21 protein-coding genes are annotated in these 20760 nt (G+C 63.2%); 2 read left to right on the top strand and 19 right to left on the bottom strand.

The genetic code is table 11. The features are described from left to right. Window positions 1-183: 183 nt before the first annotated feature. Together VOI27_RS07070 and VOI27_RS07065 are read right to left on the bottom strand one after the other, a co-directional pair. Window positions 184-2427, bottom strand: coding sequence for a Hint domain-containing protein (locus VOI27_RS07070; protein WP_323764614.1), 2244 nt, complete (start codon window positions 2425-2427; stop codon window positions 184-186). Between the two features lie 225 nt (window positions 2428-2652). Beyond that, window positions 2653-3410, bottom strand: a protein-coding gene (locus VOI27_RS07065) for an IS5 family transposase (RefSeq protein ID WP_323764613.1) whose coding sequence is annotated in 2 segments (ribosomal slippage) — window positions 2653-3086 and window positions 3086-3410 — 759 coding nt in all. Because the reading frame shifts where the segments join, the coding sequence is not laid out codon by codon here. A gap of 205 nt (window positions 3411-3615) precedes the next feature. Between VOI27_RS07065 and VOI27_RS07060 the strand changes: the two genes are divergently transcribed. Together VOI27_RS07060 and VOI27_RS07055 are read left to right on the top strand one after the other, a co-directional pair. Continuing rightward, window positions 3616-4611: a ParA family protein gene (locus VOI27_RS07060; protein ID WP_323764612.1), complete on the top strand. Its 996-nt coding sequence runs from the start codon at window positions 3616-3618 to the stop codon at window positions 4609-4611. Continuing rightward, a complete protein-coding gene (locus VOI27_RS07055; protein WP_323764611.1) occupies window positions 4608-5477 on the top strand; it encodes an SIR2 family protein in 870 nt (289 codons plus the stop codon). The genes VOI27_RS07060 and VOI27_RS07055 overlap by 4 nt, the downstream gene beginning before the upstream one ends. Before the next feature lie 387 nt (window positions 5478-5864). On the opposite strand, the gene VOI27_RS07050 is transcribed toward VOI27_RS07055, so the two are convergent. The 17 genes from VOI27_RS07050 to VOI27_RS06970 all read right to left on the bottom strand — a co-directional run bounded on the left by VOI27_RS07050 (window position 5865) and on the right by VOI27_RS06970 (window position 20760). Beyond that, on the bottom strand, window positions 5865-6575 hold the full coding sequence (locus VOI27_RS07050) for a hypothetical protein (RefSeq protein WP_323764610.1): 711 nt from the start codon (window positions 6573-6575) through the stop codon (window positions 5865-5867). Window positions 6576-7034: 459 nt separating this feature from the next. Beyond that, entirely contained in the window at window positions 7035-8603 is a 1569-nt protein-coding gene (locus tag VOI27_RS07045) for a hypothetical protein (RefSeq protein WP_323764609.1), read from the bottom strand. 7 nt (window positions 8604-8610) lie between these two features. Further along, entirely contained in the window at window positions 8611-8757 is a 147-nt protein-coding gene (locus tag VOI27_RS07040) for a hypothetical protein (RefSeq protein ID WP_323764608.1), read from the bottom strand. 8 nt (window positions 8758-8765) lie between these two features. Beyond that, the gene (locus tag VOI27_RS07035; protein WP_323764607.1) at window positions 8766-9053 is read right to left on the bottom strand and encodes a hypothetical protein; all 288 of its coding nucleotides are present in this window, start codon (window positions 9051-9053) and stop codon (window positions 8766-8768) included. Window positions 9054-9075: 22 nt separating this feature from the next. After that, entirely contained in the window at window positions 9076-9360 is a 285-nt protein-coding gene (locus tag VOI27_RS07030; RefSeq protein ID WP_323764606.1) for a hypothetical protein, read from the bottom strand. Next, window positions 9335-9781, bottom strand: coding sequence for a hypothetical protein (locus VOI27_RS07025; RefSeq protein ID WP_323764605.1), 447 nt, complete (start codon window positions 9779-9781; stop codon window positions 9335-9337). Before VOI27_RS07025 ends, VOI27_RS07030 begins: the two co-directional genes overlap by 26 nt. Then, a complete protein-coding gene (locus VOI27_RS07020; protein ID WP_323764604.1) occupies window positions 9778-10155 on the bottom strand; it encodes a hypothetical protein in 378 nt (125 codons plus the stop codon). The genes VOI27_RS07025 and VOI27_RS07020 overlap by 4 nt, the downstream gene beginning before the upstream one ends. Window positions 10156-10221: 66 nt before the next feature. After that, window positions 10222-10767: an N-acetylmuramoyl-L-alanine amidase gene (locus VOI27_RS07015; RefSeq protein ID WP_323764603.1), complete on the bottom strand. Its 546-nt coding sequence runs from the start codon at window positions 10765-10767 to the stop codon at window positions 10222-10224. Window positions 10768-10844: 77 nt separating this feature from the next. Further along, window positions 10845-11606 (bottom strand): hypothetical protein, encoded by a 762-nt coding sequence (locus VOI27_RS07010; RefSeq protein WP_323764602.1) that lies wholly within the window; start codon window positions 11604-11606, stop codon window positions 10845-10847. Next, on the bottom strand, window positions 11606-13423 hold the full coding sequence (locus tag VOI27_RS07005; RefSeq protein ID WP_323764601.1) for a hypothetical protein: 1818 nt from the start codon (window positions 13421-13423) through the stop codon (window positions 11606-11608). The genes VOI27_RS07010 and VOI27_RS07005 overlap by 1 nt, the downstream gene beginning before the upstream one ends. A gap of 14 nt (window positions 13424-13437) precedes the next feature. Beyond that, entirely contained in the window at window positions 13438-15690 is a 2253-nt protein-coding gene (locus VOI27_RS07000; RefSeq protein ID WP_323764600.1) for a hypothetical protein, read from the bottom strand. Further along, a complete protein-coding gene (locus VOI27_RS06995) occupies window positions 15668-16102 on the bottom strand; it encodes a DUF6950 family protein (protein WP_323764599.1) in 435 nt (144 codons plus the stop codon). The genes VOI27_RS07000 and VOI27_RS06995 overlap by 23 nt, the downstream gene beginning before the upstream one ends. Further along, window positions 16099-16689 carry a hypothetical protein gene (locus VOI27_RS06990; protein WP_323764598.1) on the bottom strand — a complete coding sequence of 197 codons (591 nt, stop codon included), beginning with the start codon at window positions 16687-16689 and terminating at the stop codon, window positions 16099-16101. Before VOI27_RS06990 ends, VOI27_RS06995 begins: the two co-directional genes overlap by 4 nt. Further along, the gene (locus tag VOI27_RS06985) at window positions 16686-17375 is read right to left on the bottom strand and encodes a hypothetical protein (protein ID WP_323764597.1); all 690 of its coding nucleotides are present in this window, start codon (window positions 17373-17375) and stop codon (window positions 16686-16688) included. The genes VOI27_RS06990 and VOI27_RS06985 overlap by 4 nt, the downstream gene beginning before the upstream one ends. After that, complete coding sequence (locus tag VOI27_RS06980) at window positions 17375-19735, bottom strand: hypothetical protein (protein ID WP_323764596.1); 2361 nt, start codon at window positions 19733-19735, stop codon at window positions 17375-17377. The genes VOI27_RS06985 and VOI27_RS06980 overlap by 1 nt, the downstream gene beginning before the upstream one ends. Before the next feature lie 141 nt (window positions 19736-19876). Beyond that, on the bottom strand, window positions 19877-20371 hold the full coding sequence (locus VOI27_RS06975) for a hypothetical protein (protein WP_323764595.1): 495 nt from the start codon (window positions 20369-20371) through the stop codon (window positions 19877-19879). Further along, on the bottom strand, window positions 20368-20760 hold the full coding sequence (locus tag VOI27_RS06970; RefSeq protein WP_323764594.1) for a hypothetical protein: 393 nt from the start codon (window positions 20758-20760) through the stop codon (window positions 20368-20370). The genes VOI27_RS06975 and VOI27_RS06970 overlap by 4 nt, the downstream gene beginning before the upstream one ends.

Below are 20760 nucleotides of genomic sequence, written 5' to 3'. Positions count from 1 at the left end.
TGCTTTTTACCGCAAGAAGGCGGCTCGGAAACCGCTGAGTCGCGGCACCCAGCCGCGGCGGGACTCAGTAAATTGTGTTGATCGCGTGGTCCCGGTGCCCGCGGGCATTGCGACAGCCCGGTGCAACGATCCACTGAACTGCACCACTGCGATCGCGTGGCAATTGCTAGACCAATGTCAGTCTCAGGCACTCAGACGCGGGCTCCCCATCGGTACCAGCTTATCCGAGAGTCCCAAGCGCGCCCTGATCGGCCCAGGCAACAGACGCGCCGATCCAATCCTCGGCCGATCCATTTCGCACACCAGCCGCTCGGCGCCGTAAAGCGTCAGATATTCCGGAAAATTATCGAACATCCGCCGCCCAAGGTAATCGACGAAGGTCTCGGAAGCCGCACCTTCGGCCAAGATCACATTGTGATGCTCGGTCTCGACGTGGTAATAAGTCACCCGCTCCGGCAGCTCGTCCAATGGCACCCAGTCGATTGACTGACCGTTCACCAGCGCCGAGGCGTTGATCACGAGACCGTCCAAGATCATCCCGTGATCCGCCGTCACGACCAGATCGCGATGCGGCAGGCCGCGGCCCAGCGCCCCGGCACGGATGCGCACCGGTTGCATCCGCTCTCTCGCCAACGCCGTCAGCACCGTCTGCCGCCCAATCCATTTTACCGGCACCGCGCGTCCCTCTGCCGTTACGACCGGATCGCCGATGGCCAAGGTCTCGACCGCGCGCCGACCCTGCGGCGTGGCTATGCCAGTGCCAGGGCCAAAGCAGACGACGTTGAAGTTGATGGTCTCGAAACTCGACACCGCGATGTTGCCGAAGGTCGCGCCGTCCTCTTCGCCCGACGTGATCTGGTAAGTCCCCGCCGGCCCACCGTTCGAGCCAGCCAGAATGTCGTTGATCGTCGGCTGCCCACTGCCGCCAAAGGCCACGGGCGCACCGCCGCCATCCGGAGTAAAGCTGCCGACGGCGCCATTGCTGACGCCCGTCACCTGCCCCGCGGTCAGATTTCCGCTCACCGTGATCACATCGATCCCGGCGGTTTCGTCAGCAATGAAGGTCTCGATCGAGGAGAAGGTGTCGGTTCCGCCGCCGCCCGTCTTCGTGACGGTGCCGTTGCCGGATTGATCAACCGTGACCGAGATCACCTCGTTGTCCAGGGATCCGCTGCCCGAGGCGTCATAGGTATCGTTCGACGCCCCGCCTTCGATGCTGTCGGACCCCGAACTGATCCGCACGGTATCGCCACCGCCATCGCCCCGGACTGTGTCGTCGCCTGCGCCGCCGTCCAGCGTGTCGGCGCCGTCGCCGCCGTCTAGCGTGTCGGCGCCATCGCCCCCCTCCAGCGTATCGGAGTCGGCACCGCCATCCAGCAGATCGTTGCCGCCGTTGCCGACCAGCAAATCGTCGCCGGCGTCACCAAACAGCTGATCGTTGCCCCCCGAAACGGTTCCGGTGCTGGTGTTGGTCTGGAAATCGCCGAAAAGCTGGTCATCGCCTTCCCCGCCGCGCAACGTGTCGTTGCCCCCGGCGAAATCGCCGCCTGACAGAATATCGACATCACCGAACAGCGAGTCGTTGCCGCCACGCCCGAGCAACTCGTCACCGCCTCCGATTACACTGCCCTCAGACTGCTCAGCCACTTCGCCATAGATCAGGTCACCAACAGTGTTCGATCCGGTCAGACTGTCTGCGCCGCCTTGTAGGATCGAGGCCCCACTCATGAAAACCAGATCGCCCGACAGGTCTATTGCGGCACCGCCCTCCGCCACAGTGATCGTGTCGTCGCCGCCGATCACCGTGCCACCGTTTAGATGCCACGCATCGCCTGCGGCGGACACCGGCGATCCCGGCGAGGTGATGTCGATCTGATCATTTCCGCCGGTCAGTTGCGCGCCGACGAAGACCTGATCAGCATCGCCCAGAAGGGTGTAAGCGGCAATGCCTGACCCAGTCTGCGCAGCGGTGATTGTGTCATCACCGCCCGTCAGGTTCTCGGTGCCGGACACTTCCAGGAAATCGCCAAAGAACCAGCCGCCCTCGGTGCTGGTCAGGATCGTGTCGTTGCCGGCCTGTATCGTTGACCAGAACGCATCGGTCTGCTGCACATGTGTGCCGGTGACGACCAGATCGGTCAGATCAGCGTTGAGACCGGTAATGAAGATGTCCGGAACATAAGGTTGATTGCCCCGGAGATTGAAGCTGTCGATCGTGACGCCAGTGACGGTTCCACTGGTGGGAAAGCCGGATCCGTCATATGTGAAACCGGTGCCTGTGACTTCGACGTACGCGTCATTGTCGGCGCCAGATTCGACAAAAAACTGAAACGACGTCGGGGTGGATACCACCGTGGATGTGTATGCGACTTGGTTGGTTGTGATCTGTGAAAAAACCGTCGTGCCTGTGAAATCAAGTGTTGGCATAGGTGCGTTCCTCGCGAAATAAGACCGCCAAATCTAACGGCGGCTTGTGATCGGAATTGGATCAGCAATCGGCGCGCCGTCGAATCGATTCAAAAAAAATCGTGTCATCTCAATGACATCCGGAATGTCGTCGGACAGAATCAGAATATAACGTGGACTAGTTTTCCGGTCACCAGAATTTATTCGCCCGGCGTCCACCAGCTGCTCTATATCTAGGGTCAGGATTCATAACCAATAGATGACGAGTGCTGCGAGGGCGATGGCTGAGAGGAAGACCTTGGGGCAGCGGTCATAGCGTGTCGCCACGCGCCTCCAGTCCTTGAGCCTGCCGAACATGATCTCGATACGGTTCCGCCGTTTGTATCGGCGCTTGTCGTATTTGACCGGCGTCTTGCGCTGTTTTCTGCCGGGGATGCAAGCGCGTATCCCCTTGTCTTTCAAGGCGTCTCGGAACCAGTCGGCATCGTATCCGCGATCTCCGAGTAGCCAGCCGACCTTGGGCAGGCTGCTGCAAAGCGCCCGTGCGCCGATGTAATCGCTGACCTGCCCAGCGGTAACGAACAGGTTGAGAGGACGTCCTTGGCTGTCACAGATGGCATGCAGTTTGGTGTTCATGCCGCCCTTGGTGCGACCGATCAGGCGACCACGCCCCCCTTTTTCGCGGCCATGCTGGTCGCGGTGCGGTGTGCCTTCAGATAGGTCGCGTCGATCATCACGGTCTTTTCCTCGCCGTGTTCGGCAGCCAGGCCGACCATCATCCGCGCGAAAATGCCTTTCTCGCTCCAACGCTTCCACCGACTGTAGAGCGTCTTGTGCGGCCCGTAGGCTTCCGGGGCGTCTCGCCAGCGTAAGCCATTACGGTTTATGAAGATAATTCCGCTCAACACACGCTTGTCGTCAACGCGAGGTTTACCGTGGGACTTCGGAAAGAAAGGGGACAGCTTGGCCATCTGCTCGTCAGTCAGCCAGTAAAGGTCGCTCATGTCACCGCTCCGTTTTTCGAGCCGTGAATCACGCAGCGCACTGAAAATCAATGCATCCTGACCCTAGGATGCAGCCCTTCGGTAGCACAACATGTCGATCGCAGTCCGAGCCCGAGCCAGAAGCTCCGGACTGTAAATGCGATCGAAAGCTTGCGCCAACGGAAAATATCTGAAAAACCGATGCGAACGCATGAGGAGGCTACCCGTGGCTAAGTCAATTACATTCTTTAATAACAAAGGCGGCGTCGGAAAGACGACCTTGCTTTGCAATATCGCTGCATATGTCGCCGACGAATATGAGGCCAATGTTCTAGTTATTGATGCAGACCCTCAGTGCAACGCAACTCAATACATGTTTGACGACAAAAAGCTCTCATATTTTTATGAAGAGACATCATCCTTCACTCTCTACAATGTTATACGACCACTGTCACTTGGGAAAGGGTATAGTCGAGAGCTCAGCGTTTCTCCGAGTCCACGCTTTGATGTGGACGTTCTGCCCGGAGATCCGCGACTCGCTCTCACTGAGGACTTACTTGCGAAGGACTGGGGGTCCGCAATTGGGGGGGACTCTCGAGGTATGAGGACAACTCTTCTTTTCGCAGAGTTAATGAAACGTTGCGATGGTTATGATTTTGTATTTTTTGACGTCGGCCCATCGCTGGGCTCCATAAATCGAGCTGTACTCTTGGGGAGTGACTATTTTATTGCCCCAATGTCGATTGATATTTTCAGCGTCAAGGCAATAGAAAATATTTCCACATGGATGTCCAAATGGAAAAAGCAATGGGATGTTGGTGTGTTGAATGTAGACGATCCTGAGGAAGTAGACACTGAACTGACGCGGGAGCTTAAGTTCGTCGGATACGTTTCGCAGCAGTATATTGCTAAAGCTGACTCTAAAGGAACCAAGAGAGCAGTTAACGCCTACGAGCGGATAATGCGCCAATTTGAGGGTGTCGTGTCTCGCGAGCTTTCAGAAACCGCTCCATTAGCTGCACCAAACAAGAGTTTCGATCTTGGTGCAGTTCCAAATTTGCATAGTTTGATCCCGCTATCACAATCAGCGCGAGCTCCAGTGTTCAAACTTAAAGCGCAAGATGGCGTTCGTGGAGCTCATTTTTCAAAAGTAAAGGATTCTAGAGAAACCTTCGGTGCTGTAGCGAAAGAGATTGTCGAACGGTCAGGGTGGCGGGAATGATTGACTGGCCTGATCAACTCAAGCGAGATCTTCTGGCGCGGAGAGTTGTTGTCTTCCTGGGTAGCGGCGTCTCGAAAAATTCAATTGGACAGGATGGTGAGACTCGCCCGCCACTTTGGGTTGAATTCCTCAACTCCGCTTTGGAAAAGGTTGGCGGCAGGGGAACTTCGCATATCAAAAAGGCCATCAAAGAGAACGACCTTTTGCATGCTTGCGAGTGGCTTAAAAACAAAATGGAGGAAGAGTGGCCTCCATTCCTTCGTGCGAAATTTGTGGACCCTGGATTCACGCCGGCAGAAATTCACAAGGTCATCTTTAACTTGGATCAGAGGATCTACTTGACTCCGAACTTTGACCAAATCTTTGAAAACTATGTGAATGGTGTGACTGGCGGGCTGGTTTCTGTCATGCGTTACACAGATCCTGATGTTCATAATTTTCTGAGAGAGGATCGAACGCATATTATCAAAGTTCATGGCTCCATCGAGCATCCCGCTGAACTGATATTCACCCAACATGACTACGCTAAAGCGCGTGTTTCTCATTCGGCGTTTTATGATGTTTTAGATGCTTGCCTCTTGTCTCATACATTTTTATTTATTGGTTGCGGAATTTCTGATCCGGACCTAAATCTTCTGCTCGAAAACCACAGGTTCAACTTTCCCAACTCGAGACCTCACTACCTGGTGACATCCTCAAAAGTTCCAAAAGATATGGTTAATTCTTTGCGGTATAATAGAAACCTTAAATGTCTTACTTATGATTCAAAAAACCACCATACCGAGCTATTTGATTCGTTGAAGGTTTTGGCTTCAATAATGGATAACGTCGCACCCGTCCCCGCGGAACTGGGCGTGGTCAACTGAGCGCTTGTTGGTTCAGTTCTTGTTACTACGGTATGGAAAAAAATATTTTCTGTGCTGCAATAAATCGGCTCGTCGCGTTTTGATACTACGTTGATCACGGTTTTTCAGCGATGGCCTTCAGTGGCAAAGCAGACGCTCGGGTTTGCCCAAGCTGCAGTTGCGGGGAAAGACAGGTTGCCCGCGATCTAGTCGCTTCCGGACGTTGCCTCAAAGGTCTGCTATCACCGCATTGAATTTTGGCGACACGTCCACTTTGAGCTGAGACCGGTCAAACGGTTGGTCGCGCCGAGGCCTGCAGGGTTAAGAATCGCAAGCCGCAACGCCGCAAATCCGATTTGAGCCCTTAGTTCTAGATTGCTGCAACATAACGCATGTCCGCTTAAGCGATTAAGTCGTCGAAATTTCTTGGCGTCGATCAATCAGGTCCTGCAAACGATCTGCAATCACCTCTAAGAATGCCTTGATTTCATCCACTGTCGGCAAGTTAAATTGCACGGTCGCTCCCGAGTAGTCCTTCCATACTTTACCCCATGCTTTGCTCGTGTTGCCGTCGACATCGAGGTCATCCTCGCAGATTTTTCGCATCTTTTTTTCGAGGCATCGCATTGTTGCGGTATCAATAATCCTTTCAGCTTCGTTGGTTTCTGAGAAACACTGATGGGCAAGAATGGTTGCGGCTGGATGCTTAAGAACATCGGCCCAAAGCCTGATATTCTTCTCTTCAGGTGTCCCACTAAACCCTGATGTCCCTGCCCGCTTCAAAACTTGCTTTTCATAAGCATGTTGCTCTTCCACTGCATTTTGGACTGCTTCACGAAGGGCGCCCAGTTCGCGGACAAGTACTCTGGACAAGCGGTCACAATCCTCATCATCATTGACTAACGTGAGAAGGCTATAAATTCCTTGAATGCTTGAGGCCAAATTACAAGCATCCGCCACATGGTCTACAACCGTTCCACCTTTCATCTTGGCTTGGTCACGATTGTCCGGCATTGCGAATTCAAACAGGCGACACGGAAGCGGGTCTTCGACATCTTCACACAGACGCCGCTCTAATTCGGCAACAATCATGTCAAAATCATTTTTCGAATATTTCATGTTTTTAGAACCTCATCATTGGGCGTCTGCTGCGTTTTTATTATGTTTAGTGCATACAACCCAGTCGGCGCAGCGCGATACGTAATCCGACATCCGACTGTTGCGCGGCGAGCGGCAGCTTTGTCCCGCACTGTTCCCGTTTGGTGAGGTTTGACGGGCGCACCTGCGGCGAACGGCTGCATTGCCCAGTGCGCATGCGGCACCGGTCTTCTGTCATGCCGCCAGACTCCGCGACTTTGCAAAGGTTGCTTCCTGCGCACAGCGGCCATTGGCCCAGACCGCAGCGACGGTCGGCTCACCGCCTCCCCGTCCCTTGCACCGAGCTCAGATCATGCCTCCAAGAATTTACCGATGGTACCAACGTACTGGCAAGCGGATAACTCAACGGCATTGGCAGCAGGCATGTGGCTAAACCGGCAGCCCTTCGTAACCGACGGCCGTTGCTCCCTCCGATCAACCTCACCACGCCGCCGAAACCTCAGACCACTGGTTCGCGTCAAAAGGCAGCTCGGTATGCAGCATCTTGATCGCATGCGTGGCATTGCCGTCGAAGATAGGTCCCGCCGTGTCGAGCCGCCCGTCCCAGGCCACGTCGTAGAGCGCGATCTTCGACGTGACACCGGCGAAGACATGGCCCTGGTCACCGGCGCCCCCTGCCCGCCCCGGTCCCAGATAGCCTCCGTAGACGATCCGCTCGGTGGTCTGGATGTCGGTGATGTTGTCCTTGTGGCTGCCTGCGAAATGCGGGTTCACCGTCCAGCCCTTCACCCCGTCATGCGCCGTGCTGCACTGCATCGATCCGCCGGCGTCAAAGACATCGGTGCCGATCACCATCGGGTTGATCTCGTGGAAGGTCACCGTCCCGAGGCCGCCGTCGTCGTGATAGTTCAGCCCGTCGAGCTCGGAATCGAGCACGATGCAATTGCGCGTTCCGATGCTTTCGCAGGACGTCGTGTAGCAGCCCGAGCCCCGCGCGCCGAGGAACACGCAGTCGCTGAAGTGCGCCCGGCTCCCTGCCCCGCTGGACGCCACCTGTACCCCCGAAAGGAAGATGACGTTCTCGTAGTAGAGTTCACTGGCGCCAAGGATTATGCTGCTAACCGAACGGGTGATCAGGATGTCATCGCCTAGCGTCGGGGCGCCGCCGCCGATCCGGTTGACGTAGAACTTGGCATTGGCGCTGTCGAACCAGTAGCTGCCGGGCAGCGCCGCGACCTCCGCCAGCGAGGTCTTGCGCGCGTATTCGAGCGGCAGGCGGAACGTGCGGCCGCTGACGTGGTGGGTGACGAAACGCGGAACCGTGCGATCGAAGACGCGGCCGGGCTGCGACATGGTGCCGGTGCCGGCCTCCCAGACATGGGCATGACTGGCGTTGGCCGCCCAGCTGGCATCGGCCGGGCCGTAGCTGTTGGAGAGGATCGGCGGGTTGCCCTCGGCATCCGGCACGCCGATGACCCCATGGTTGACGGTGAGCTGGCTGTCGTGGCGAAGCCCGCTGTGGCGGTCATAGGTCGGGCCGGCGGCGTTGTAGAGGTAGATCAGCGCGTTGGTCCCGGCCGCGTTGGCGGCGGTGACCGCGCCGGAGATCAGCGAGCTCTTCGCGAGAGCCCGGGTGGCACCAGAGTTGCCGTTGCTCCCCGCCACGTTGTCGACATGCAGGTACTGCGCCGGTGCCGGCAGGAAGGTCTCGCGGTAGACATGCGGGTCATCGAGGCTGGTGCGCACCCGGTGCGGGCCGACACGCTCGACCGTGAAGGGCGGCGCGGTAAATCCGGTGGGCGTCGGGATCGCGACACTGCGGGCGCGCCGCTCGGAGACTTTCACCAGCTCGGGGTCGGCCTTGTAGACGTGGTCGAACTCGGCCGACCAGGTGAAGGGCCGCAGGGCGCGATAGGTGATCTCGGAGCCGTCCGCGCGCAGGATGCGCAGCAGGCAGCCGGCGGCAACCTCGCCGGCAAAGGGTGCCTCGAGGACGGTGGTGAGATCGGCGACCCGGCCGGCAAGACCGGTACTGTTGATGTCGATCATGGGCATGTCAGAGTACCTCGATAAGCAGCGCGCCGTTCTGGCCGACGAGTTGGCCGTTCTGCATCACATAGGCAAAGCGCGGGATGTCGGGGCGGCGCCCGATCCTGAATTGGCGGAGGGGGCCTGGCACGCCCAGGCCGAAAGCTGTCTGCATGATGGGCCTCACAGGTACTGGATGCTGGCCGAGATGCCGTTCCAGCCGTAAAGCCAGAGACGGGTCGGCGCAGCGACGAGGAAGAGATCGTCGAGGAAACCCTGGAGGCCTTCGCCGGGCTCGAGGGTGGTTGCCCCGACGGTCTCCGGGCCGCCGGCCGGGGCGGCGCCGGCGGTGGCATAGACCGCGAAGGCCTCGTTGCCGAGGTTCTGCACCTTGACGGCGCTGGTGATGTCCTCGGCGGCGGGCTGAGTCCAGGCAGCGCCCGGCGCGGTGAAAACGGAATCGTAAGCCATCAATGCCTCCTCTCGGATTGGGTCAGTGTTTGCGGTCGAGCAGGACGCGCAGGTCGGCTGCCATATGCTCGGTGCGGTGGTCGATTTCGGTCATGCGCTCATCGATCAGGCTCAGCGTGGCATTGGCCCGGCGGGTCTCGCTCAGCACGTATTCGGTCAGGTCGGTCGGCGGCGGGCCGGTTCCGACCTGCGGCGGGGTCTTCCGGACGCCGCGGAATACGGCGGCGATCGCCCCGCCGATCCCCGCCATGAGCCCGGCGAGCCCGACCCAGGCTTCCGGCTCAATCGAATTGATGAACGGCAGCATCGGCGGCGGACCTGTAGGCGGCGAGAATGTCAAAGGCCGCCAGCACGAAATAGGTGCCGACGCCCGTGGTCAGCGCGCCCGTCTGGCCGCCGAGAAACGGCACGGCGAAGAGCACGGCAAGCCCCATGAAGATGCCGGCGCCCAGCACCGCGCCCACGCAGCGCAAAAGTGGCGACCGGCGCCAGTTGCCGTTGATCCAAAGCCCGGCCATGCGCATCGCGGCGATGAAGGTCAGCGGCAGCACCAGCGCCGCCTCGTCAGCCCCCAGCGCCACGAACGCGCCGAAGGCCGAGCTGGTGGCGAGCGTGTCGCCGGGCAGTGCCAGGGTGCAGGCGAAGGTCAGGATGATGCAGCTGGTCAGCCACTCGAGCGCCCGGCCGTTCTGAAGCAACGAGTCCGCGATCGACACATGGGCTGTCACAGCATCAGCTCCGGCGCGGGAAACCCCGCCCGCTGCATGGCCTCGCGGTAATAGCGCAGCGCCAGAGCATCGAGCACCCCCTCGCCCGGCACCAGCGCGCGGATCGCGCCCGGCACGCTGCGATGGGCATATGCGATGGCCGCGGCCTTGATGTCGCCAAGTCCGGCCTCCGGCCCCTCTTCGAGCGCCGCCTCGATGCCGGAGCGGATGGCCGAGTGCAGGGCCTCGCGGTGGGCCGCGTCAATGCGTATGCCGGTCGCGGCCTCGAGGGCCCCAGCGGCCCGGTTGATCAGGAGGGTGAGCACGACGCCGATGCCTGCAAGCAGCAGCTCGACCAGCTCGGCGTTCGACAGGAGGGTCTTGAGGGTGTCCATGCGGAGATCCTTTCATGAGGCGGCACAGCGCCGCGAAGAAGAACGCCAAGCGCCAGTCAGTGAGGGTCATGCGCCGCCGAGGGCGCTTGCGGCCGTGTCGCGGATCTCCGCCAGGCGCCAGCGCAGCCGCGCGGCCTCGGTCGAACTATCTTTCGGCGTCTCGGGCGCTCGGGTGTCGCGGCCTGTCGCCAACCACTGAGGCACCGAGAACCCGGGGCAGGCTTTCGCCGCGTACTGGTTGTGACCGGTGACCCTGAGAGTACCGAAGCGGGCCTGGAGCGCGGCGATCTGCGCCTTCAGGGCCGCGTGCTGCCGGATCGTGAAATTGTCGTGAAACGCGTCGGTTTTGGCCGATCCGTGGCCGCCGATCAGGCAAATGCCGATCGTGCCGGTGTTGCGGCCCCTCACATGCGCCCCGGTGCGCTCCAGCGGCCGGCCCGCGGCCACCGTGCCATCGCGGTCGATCAGCAGATGATAGCCGATGTCGGACCAGCCGCGGTCGGTGGTGTGCCAGCGTCTGATCTCGGCAAGCTTGTCGGTGATGGGTCGCTCGGTCATCCAGTCGGGCCGCGTGGCCGAGGCGTGGATGACGATCTCGGTGATCTTGCGCATGTGGGGTCTCCAATGAAAAAGCCCGCGCGACGGCGGGCGGAGGGTCCGGTGTTCGGGTTTGAAGGCTTGGCGGCGGCTCAGAGCGCCACGTCCAGACGCGTCATGAAGGCGCGCGCATGGGCCACCTCGGCGGTGATCTCGGCCGCGCTCAACACCCGTTCCCAGAGGCGGAACAGCGTCAGGTCGCAGGTGCCGGTGTATTGCGTGTAGCCGGATCCGATCCGCACCATCTGGTCGGTCGGGAAGCGCGGCGCGGTGCTGTCGTCGTCGGCGGTGACGCCCTCGGTGTGATCCTCGGCCACGTTCGGCCCGGCCTCCGAGAAGGTCATCGTGTAGATGTGCGGCGCGCTGGCGTCATTGGCCAGCAGCGCGCAGTCGCCATTGACGTCATCAGAGACCGAAGTGCCCCGCCCTGCCCCCATGCGCACCGCGTTCGGCGAACTCGCGCTGGTGATCCGGCTGTAGAGGCCAAAGGTGGTCGAGGCTGTGGCCTCGTCGCGCGGCGTCCCGGTCCAGGTGCCGAAGAACATCGGTCGGTTGGCGTCGTCGACCAGGCTGTCGACGGTCGAGGCCACCATGAGCACCGTGCCGACGCGCGGCTCGAGGATACGGCTCTGGATGAAGTTGCTGAGGCCGGTGAAGCGCGCGGCCGTGCCTGAGAGCGAGGGGGCCACCGTGCCGTAGACCTCGCTGTCGGGCTTCCCCGGCGCGAAGTTGCGGTGGAAATAGCCATCCGTCAGGTCGCAGAACACATGGCTCAGCAACAGCCCGTCCTGATGCGGGTTGTCGAGCCCGGAGGGTGCAATCACGTTCCCCTTGGCGCGCAGAATGGTGGACATCAGATTTCTCCCTGAATGGCGCAGGCAATCGCTGCGGCGATGGATTTGAGGGTGGCAAAGCGGGTGCCGGCGGTCGGGTGAATGGTGTCTTCGATCTGCCGCAGGACCCCGCTGGTGTCGGCATCGACGGTCTCGGTGGAGGTGCTCAGGTCATAGCCCGCGCCCTGCGCCGCCATGGCCCAGGCCGGCACCACCAGCACCTCGCCAGCGCCGGCATTGGCGGCGGTCTCGGCACTGGCAGCGGCGATCAGCCCCTTGAGCGCGGGCGCATAGGCGTGGGTCCAGACCCGCGAGCGGGTGAAATCCGCCGCGGTGCCGGGCATCCAGACCACCACGTGCTTGTTCGGATAGCTGGCGAACCAGCGCCGGAAGACCAGGCTGTACTCGTCGAAGAAGTGAGCGCGGATCACGTCGATGCCACAGTCGCGGATGTCGTTGGTGCCGTAGCCGATCACCAGCATGTCGGGCGTGGCCAGGCCGTGGCGGGAAACATAGTTGGCGAAGTCCAGCACGTAGCCGTTGCGCTGATCCGCCGCTGGCTCGCCCGAAGCCGCCCGGATCATCGTGTTGTAGAGCCGCTTGTTGTCGACGGTCTCGCTGTCGTAGGTGGCCTCCGACCCCGGTGCCAGAGGCGAGACCCGCCCGGTGAAGAGATAGGTCAGGTCGGCCAGGGCATGGCCGGGCTTGCCCTCGCCGGAGGTGGCCGCCAGCGCCGTGACACCATCGGTCGGATCGGTTTCGGCTTCGCCGGTCAGCGTGCCGATGAAGCTCGGCACATAGCCCCATGCGTCGAGCCAGTAATCGAGCATCGCCCCGGCCCCCCGGTGGGTAATGCTGTCGCCCACCAGAAGCACCGCCGGGGCGTTGCCGGTGCCGGGCGACTGCGGCGCGGTATGGACGGTGACGCTCTGCTCGCCGTAGCGGGCGGCGCAGGTGGTCGCGCGCAGGCTCACGGTCGCCGAGACGCCCAGACCGGAGAGATCGCAGCGCAGCATCTCCTGGCCCTCCAGCTGCAGGCCGGTGGCGCCGTTGAGCAGCATCCGGGCCTCGGTGTCGCGGTCCTCGAGCAGCCCGTCGCGGTGCAGCCCGAACTCCACCCCGGTGACCCCGAAGAGGCGCTGCGGCAGCAGCGGGGCGGCCAGTCCGGGCGCCGGCGTCCGGTCGTCGTACTGGAACCCGCGCAGGTCGGTGATCAGGGTGCGGTCACCACCGCGCTCAGCCACCATCCCCGCCCCGACGATCCGGTCCTCGTTGGCGCGGAAGAAGGCAAAGCCGTTCTCGTCGGAAGCGATCAACTCGGCCTTGCCGCTGGCATCGTCCTCGACCTGTTCCATTGCAGTGATCTCGAGTGCAGCGCGCTGCGCGGCCGCATCGGCGGCCAGAAGCAGCGCCCGGCCGGCGGCGCTGCTGTCGTCGATGTCGGCAGCTTCAAGCGTAACCGGTCCGGACTTGCCGCCGATCGACAGGACACCGACATCGATCCGGATGCGGTTCCAGGTACTCCCGTCGGAGACCACGTAATCGCCGACCGCCCAACCGCTGATGCCGTCGAGCGCGGTACTGCCCGCGGTCCCGACCCAGTAGAGGTGACCGCTGTTGCCGACCGCGGCCGCCGGAATGGCCGGGCTGTTGGCGGCGGCATCCCAAACGCCCTGCCAGTCAAGTGCGCCGGTGACCAGGCTCAGGTCGGCGGTGCTGGCGGCAAGGGCCAGGATCTCCTCAAGCAGGGCCACGATCCGCTCGGGGTCCGGCTGATGGTCGGATTGCACGGGGTTGCCGCGCCACACCGCGCGCGGTGTTTCGGTGGTTTCCAGCATCTCTCTGCCTCTTCCTAAACTGTGTCGATTGTCTCTGGCCCCGAGACCGGCCCGGCCACGCCGGAGGCGTTGATCGGCACGATCCAGTAGGCGTGATGGCCCGCCGTGACGGTGCTGTCTTCCCAGCTGTCGACCTGCCCGGGCAGCCCGTATTCCAACCGCACCAGGCTGGCATCGGCGACGTCGTAGGAGCCGGGCGCGCTGGCATAATCGGCGCGCAGGATCCGCGTCGCGTAGTAAGGCGCATCGTTCGGCGCCTCGAAGCTGACGGTGACATCGCCACCGGTCTCGCTCAGGGCAAAGCTGCCGAAAACATGCGCGCCCGGCGGCATGGTGTCGGCGATGGCCACCACCTCGACCGGCGTCAGCGGCCGCCATTCTCCGACCCTGTTGGAGCGGTGCCGGCACCGGATTTCCGCTTGGTAGGTGGCGCCGTCGATCAACCCGGTCTGCAGGAAGCTGCCGGTGCCAGAGGGCAGCGTGACCAGCTGCCAGTCGCCGCCCTGCTCGCGCAGGCGCAGATCCGGGCTCAGGCTGCTGTCCGGCGCGGTCCAGGACCAGTTGATCTGCGCCACGCCACCGGTGCCGCTGACCGCGGTGCCGGTGAGATCGTCGATCGTGTCGATCGGATCATCGCCCTCGACGTCGGCCGCATTGTAGCTCGGCCGCGCCGGCTCTTCCGTGGCCGACACGAACTGACGATCTTCCGAGGCGATCGAGATCAGCTCGACCGTGAAGCTGTTGCCGCCGGCCAGGCGCTCGACCTTGGCCACCTCGCAGACCACCGCCTCGCCCAGCACCGGGTGTGAAACGGTGACGAAGCGATGCGCCAACCCGGCGGTGCCGCCGGCGTCATTCTCGCGGCCGCCGATCAGCTCATAACCGATCAGCCCGATGGTGCCCGAGATCTTGAACCGCGCCCGCTCGGCCCGGGCCAGAGGCTTGAGCACCCGAAGCACCTGGTTGTGGCTGTCGATCGGGTAGAGCGCCAGCTGCTGGGCATTGCGCGCCGCCTCGGCATCGACCACCCAACCCGCCGAGGGTGTCTCGCGATAGCCGTTGTCGGGCTCTCGGTACTCGGCGAAGTACTCGGTCCTGGGGTTGAGGCCATGGTTGCCGTCGACCACCTGGCAGCTGAAGAAGTCGCGCGCCTCGAGCGCCAGGGTCGGAGCCATCCAGCGCCCGGCGTAGAAATCGACCTTTCCGTCGGGCCGCTGCCAGAGATAGCCATCGGCTGCGCCGAGAAATTGCGCGATGACGGTCTGGAAGTCTTGATCGTCGGTGAAGACGTGATTGAAGGTCCAGCGCTTCTGCGTTCCGCCGTCGCCATTGGTGACCAGCGCGTCGCAGATGTCCGCTTCGACCGCCACCCGGTCCCAGTCGACATCCAGCCCCCAGACATTCACCAGCTCATGCGCGAGGCAGAGCGCCCAGTTCTGCGACCAGCCGGCCTCGTCGCTGCGCGGATCGTAGATCGCGTTCCAGCCGCGCCAGATGCCGGTGTAGACCGCCTCGCGCCCGGAGGGGTAGACCTCGAGGAAATCCTCCTGCGGCACCTCGCGGCAATAGTAGGCCACGCCGCTGTGACCGGCAAAGTCATGCGCCGCGGTGAACTCGGTGAAGGTCGAGACGAGGATCGGATCGGCCACCTGCCCCGGCCCGCCAGTGAAGGGCCGGATGCTGACCCGGCTGCGCGGCGGATCGTCGAACTTGTAAGGCTTGGTGATGACCTCGTGATCCAGCATCACGCCATCGAAGGCCGACCCCTTGGCCAAGGTCACCTCGCGCAGGTCGAGGAAGTGGGTCTGCGGCCCTTCGCAGGGATGCGCGGCGACTGTGATCACCATGTGCTTAAGCTTGTCGCGGATGCCTGAGCGGAAGGCCATCACGCCGCCCTTCTTGACCTCGCCATAGACCCGCTCGAAGGGCGCGATCGGCTGCACGTAGTTGGCGAACTGCGACGACGGGCGCGGGATTTCCGGCTGCGGCGTGAGCAGGTTGACCACCGCCGAGAGCGCCAGGGACAGCAACACCCGCCCTGCGAGCGAACCAAAGAGGAACCCGCCCACCGCGGCACCGGCCGCCGCGGCCCCGCCGAGCGCCGTTGCCACCGCACCACCGGCGGCCCCGTAAAAGCCGGCGGCCGCGAGGAAGCCCTGGAAGAACATCGTGACGGGCTCGGCCGCGGCTTGGGTGGGCGTGGTGAGCGCCGTGGTGCAGACCAGCGCCATCGCCAGGGCGCGTTTACGCAACCGCTTGATCGGCATAGCCAACTCCCCATGCTGCCATCACGTTGGCCGGACGCGCCGCCAGAACGCCGGGATCGGCGCGGCAGGCAAAGAGATGCGGCGCGACACAGATGCCGGCGGTGGGCAGGATGCGCCCGCCCTGCCCCGGATGTTTGAACAGCGCCACGTCGCCCCGCCCCGGCACGGCCACCCGCGACAGCCCGGCGCGGCGCTCTAGGTAGTCCACGGCCAGCGGCAGCGGATCGGTGAAGAAGCGATAGGCCTTCTGCGCGCTGGTGAAATCCTCGTAGGTCAGGCGCAGGTCGGCGGCGAGATCGGGACCGCCCAGCACCGCGCTCACCCAGTCGAGCGGCGCCAGGATGCAATCGTCCTGCCCCCAGACATGCGGCCGCGCGGCCCAGCGCTGCAACGTCAGGCTCAGCAGGTTCATGATCCAAAGACCTTTTCTTCGCGCGGCTCGGTCGGGATGAACTCGTAGCTCGGGTTCGGCGCGCCCAGTTGCCGGCCGTGATCGGTGGTGTTGTAGACCCGCCGGGCCGCGCCACCGCGCACCCGGAAGGCGCCCTCGAGATGCAGGGTGATCGAGCGGTTGAGCGCGTCGGGTGCATTGAAGGTCAGGTGATCCATCACCTCTTCGGCCACCTGCTGCGGCGCGAACTGCGGCGCGTAGAGCTCGGAGATCGCGTTGAGCGGCTGCACGTAACGGCGCAGCGCGTAGCCTTTGACATAATCTGCACCCAGCTCGCGCAGCTTGCCGATCAGGTCGACATCATCTGGCGGGTCCTCGACATAGCCCAGCGTAATGCTCGAGGCCTTGGCGGTGCCTCCGAGACCGAAGCCCAGCGCCTCGTCGCGCACCATTTCGGAGCCGATCCACTGATTGCCGTCGACGTCGGTAAAGATGCCCTCGCTGTGCAGCAGGAAACGGTGAGTGCCGTCGGGCGTCTCGGCCTCGACCAGGTGCAGCAGTCCGGCGACGGGTTCGCGGGGGTCATAGCCGTCAGGAAAGAAGCTCATCGGCCGAGGTACTCCCGGAACGAGAGGCGCACCCGCGAGACAAGGTCGAGACCATAGCTCGGGTTGCCCATCTGCTGTTCTGCCGCCTCGAAGATGCCCCTTGCCTGCATCTGCACCAGCCCGCCCTCAGGCAGATCAGTGCGCAGCGGCAGCTGGATGCGGATCGTGCATTCGGTGCCTGAGGTGGTCAGGATCGCTGTCACCAAGAACGGTCTGTCGTCATGGCTGAGGATCTGGCCGACGCGGGGAAGGGCACCGGCCGAAGCCGTGTCGATCGTGATCTCGGGCGCGCCCGCCGCGAAATCTGCCGTTGCCTGCGCCACCGGGTCATAGGCAAAGCCGTGGCCATGGGAGAAGGACTCGCCGGTCGAAAAAGGCACGCCGGCAGGGGCGATGCCGGCGTCCTCGACCGCCTGGCGATAGTCATAGCCCACCGGGTCGACCATCGGCACACGATAAAGCCCGACCAGCCCCTGCGCCTCGGCGCGGATCGCGCGCCAGGCGCGCAGCCGATCGCCCTCCAGGACAACACGGGGGCTGCCAATCCAGCGCGGAAACCGGTTGATCACCGCGGTCGAGACGCCATCGGCGCTGTCACGCAGGCCTTGCCCCCGCCAGTCGATGTCCCAGTCGACCTCGAGCAGACGCAGAAGCCCGCGCGGCACGTCGACGATCTCGCGCTGCATCAGGAGGTGCCCCGCAGCTGCTGTTCGGACAGGTTCGCCCCCATGGTCGCCTGCTGCTGCTGCGCCGCCACCCCGGTGATCTGCACCGACTGGCGCGCCGAGGTCTGCAGGATGGTCCCGACCAGGTGCTCGCCGAGGTCGACCCGAATCCGGCCCGGCCGGGCCTCGGCCGCGGGCCGGCGAGTCTCGACCGCGCGCACCCCGAGCACGCCGCCGGGCCCGCGCTTTAGCGGCAGGATCGCCTCGGGGCCCCGCTCGCCCATGACGCCCAGCTGGTTGCGAGCCATGCCGAAGGCTGTCGGATTGCCGACAACGCCGCCCTTTGCAAAGGCCGTGATCTGACGGCCGCCAGCGAAAGCACCGCCCTTGGCGAAGCCGAAGAAACTGGCCACGACCCCGCCCAGCCCGCCGCTGCCACCGCGCGAACCGCCAGAGAAGATCATGTCGAAGAGCCGCTTGATATTTGCATCGAGCGCCATGCCGACCAGTTGCTTGGCCAGGTCACCGAGCGCCTGCTTGGCCGATTTGGTACCGTCCAGAATGGATTTGAACGCGCCCGAGAACACCGGCGCGAACTTCTGCGACGCCTGCTCGCCAACGCTCACCATCGCACCGGCCACCCCACGCACCGCGGCGGTGGCCTTGTCGCCACTATGCTCGATCCCGAGCGCCAGGCCGTCGACGATGTCCGAACCGATGCCCATGAAGACCCGCGACGGCGAATGGCTGTCCACCGCCTCGCGCGTGCCTCTGGCCGCCCGGCGCCCGAGGTTGCGCCCGGCGCTGGCCGCTTTCTCGCTGTCGCCGAGGATGCCGCTGACCAACCCGCTGACGATGTCCTTGCCGTATTGCACCATCCGCCCCGGCCAGGCGCTGACCTCGGTCTTGATCGCCTCCCAGATCGTGACGAAAGCATCGGTCACCTCGCCCGAGAGCGACGAAAACCACGCGCCGATGCCGGACCAGGCATCCTTGATCAGGGCATCGACGCCATAGGTGGTCTGCAGGAGCGTCTTGATCTGCTCCCATTTGAGCGTGATCGAACCCAGGACCGCATTCCACTGGGTGGTGAACCAGGTGCCGACGTTGTGCCAGAGCGAATGCAGGATCGTCGCCGCGGAATACCCCGAAAAGGTCTGCCTGATCCGATCCCAGTGCTCTGTCACCCCGCTCTTGATCGCACCCCATTTCTGCGCGAACCAGCCGGTGATGCCCTCCCAGTGGCTGTAGATCAGGCCGAGCGGGGTGTAGCGGAGGAATACCGATTTGATTGCCTCCCAGGCACCGGTCAGTGTCGCGCGCACCGCGGCCCACTTCCCGGCGAACCAGGCCGAAATGCCCTCCCAGTTTCGATAGATGAGATAGGCGCCGCCCGCGATCACGGCGATCGCAAGGCCGATGGGGTTGGCCGTCAGCGCCGCCCCCAGTCCGCCGATCGCCGTGGCCAGCGTCCCCACGCCCATCGCGGCCACCCCCAGGACAGCGACCACCGGACCAATAGCCGCCGCCAGCCCGCCGAAGACCACGATGTTGCGCTTGGTTTCCGGCGAGAGACCGGCGAAGGCCGCCACCGCTTTCTTTACCTGATCCGCCAGCGGGTCGAGGAACGGCACGATCTCGGCCCCCAGCTCTTCCTTGATGTCGCCGATGGCATTGCTCAGCTGCTCCCACTTGCCCATCGGGGTCTGGGCAATGGCGGCGGCCTGTCCCTTGAACTGGGTCTCCAGTTCCTTGAGGATCAGCGCCTGCGCCCCGGCCACGTCACCCGTCGTCACGAGCTGCTTGATCACCTCCTTCTGGCTGTCGCTGAACTGTACCCCGGACCGCGACAGCGCGGAGATACCCTTGACCGGATCGTTCAGCGCCTTGCCGACAAGGACCGAGGCGCTCTTGAGGTCCATCTTCAACAGCGTCGCCATGTCCAGCACGTTGGCCTGCGCCCGGTCGAAGACCTCGCCCTGCACCTTGGTGAAGGTCAGGAGCGGCGCGGTCACATTGGCGAGGATATCCTCGTCGCCGAAGGTCGTGACATTCTGCAGCGCGCCGGCCATGCCCTTGAGCTGATCCTCGGTATAGCCCGCCGCGCCGCCGGTCGAGCGGATCGCCTGCGCCACCTTGGCCTCGGCCTCGGCCTGGGTCTGATAGAGCTGCAGGGACTGCTTGCCCAGCAGGGTGAGCGGCGCCGTGACACCCGCTGACATCCCGGCGCCGATGTTGCGCATGGCCCGACCGGTGCGGCGGGCGTAATCGTTGACCCCGGCCAGCGCACCGCGCACGCCCTTCAGGTCATTGCGCATCTTGTCGAAGGCGGGACCAGACCGGTTGTTGCCCAGGATGTCGAATTTCAACAGGTTAAGCATGCCGCTCGGCCTCCTCGTCCTGCAACAGGAGGAACCCGACCATCAGGTCGAATTCCTCGGCGGTCAGCTGCAGGATTTCATGGGGGAATTTCTTGAACTCATGGGCCACCCGGAAGAACGAGATCGCCTCCGGGTCGCCCCTCAGGCGTTTTTTGACGCAGGGGCCAGCGAGACGGCTTGCAGCACCCCGCGAAGTGCGACCAGGAGATCACCCTCGGACGCCCTGGCCAGCACCTTCTTCAGGGCGGGCGCGTCGCCCACCGCCGAAACGAGGGCATCGCGCAGCGCCTCGGCCTCGACCTCGCCGAACTCGGCCTCGATATCACCGGAAAGCGCGGTGCCGCCGCTTTCAGCCGAGATCCGCATCAGCACCGCGAAATCGACCTGGTTCAGCGCCGCGCGCATCTGCGGCGTGTTCTCGAAGAACGGCTGACCATCCTCGGTGCGCGCCATGCGGATCAACCCGCTGATCATCAGCTCGCTGTCATCGTTGGGATTGACGCCGCGGCGGATGGCCTGCCGGTCGGCGACGGTCAGCGGCGGGAAACGCAGCGTCCAGCCATATTCCGGAACCTCGACCGCGACCATCTTCCGGGCGGCATGCACCCGGTTCAATTGCTCGAGAATGTGGCTCATGCGCTCACCGTCGCTTCGCTCAGCGCGCCCTTGCCCTTGCAGGAATACTCCCGCACCGTCTCGCCGTCATGCGAGGTCGAGATCTTGTGGCTCAGCACGCTGGCGCTGCCCGAGAGATAGGTCTTCCCGACGGCGTCGCCCTCGGTATAGCCCGAGAAGGTGATCACGTCGCCGGCGCGCAGGGTCTGGTTTGCGGTGCCGTCGTGGTCGAGCCGGAACTGCATCGACAGCGACCAGTTCTTCTGCGTCGTGTCGTGATCTTCCCAGGTGTCGCCTGCGGCGGTGAGATCGGTATCGCCGATGCCCTCCTCGATGTCGAAGCTCACCAGGCCGTCGATCACGTCGCTGCCGCTCTTGACCACGGCATTCTTGCCGGAGTGTCGTCCCAT

It is taken from the genome of Marinovum sp., assembly GCF_034669705.1.
Taxonomy (GTDB): domain Bacteria; phylum Pseudomonadota; class Alphaproteobacteria; order Rhodobacterales; family Rhodobacteraceae; genus Marinovum.
Note: the sequence above shows the minus strand (reverse complement) of the source record. Positions and strands in the feature narration are given on the sequence as shown.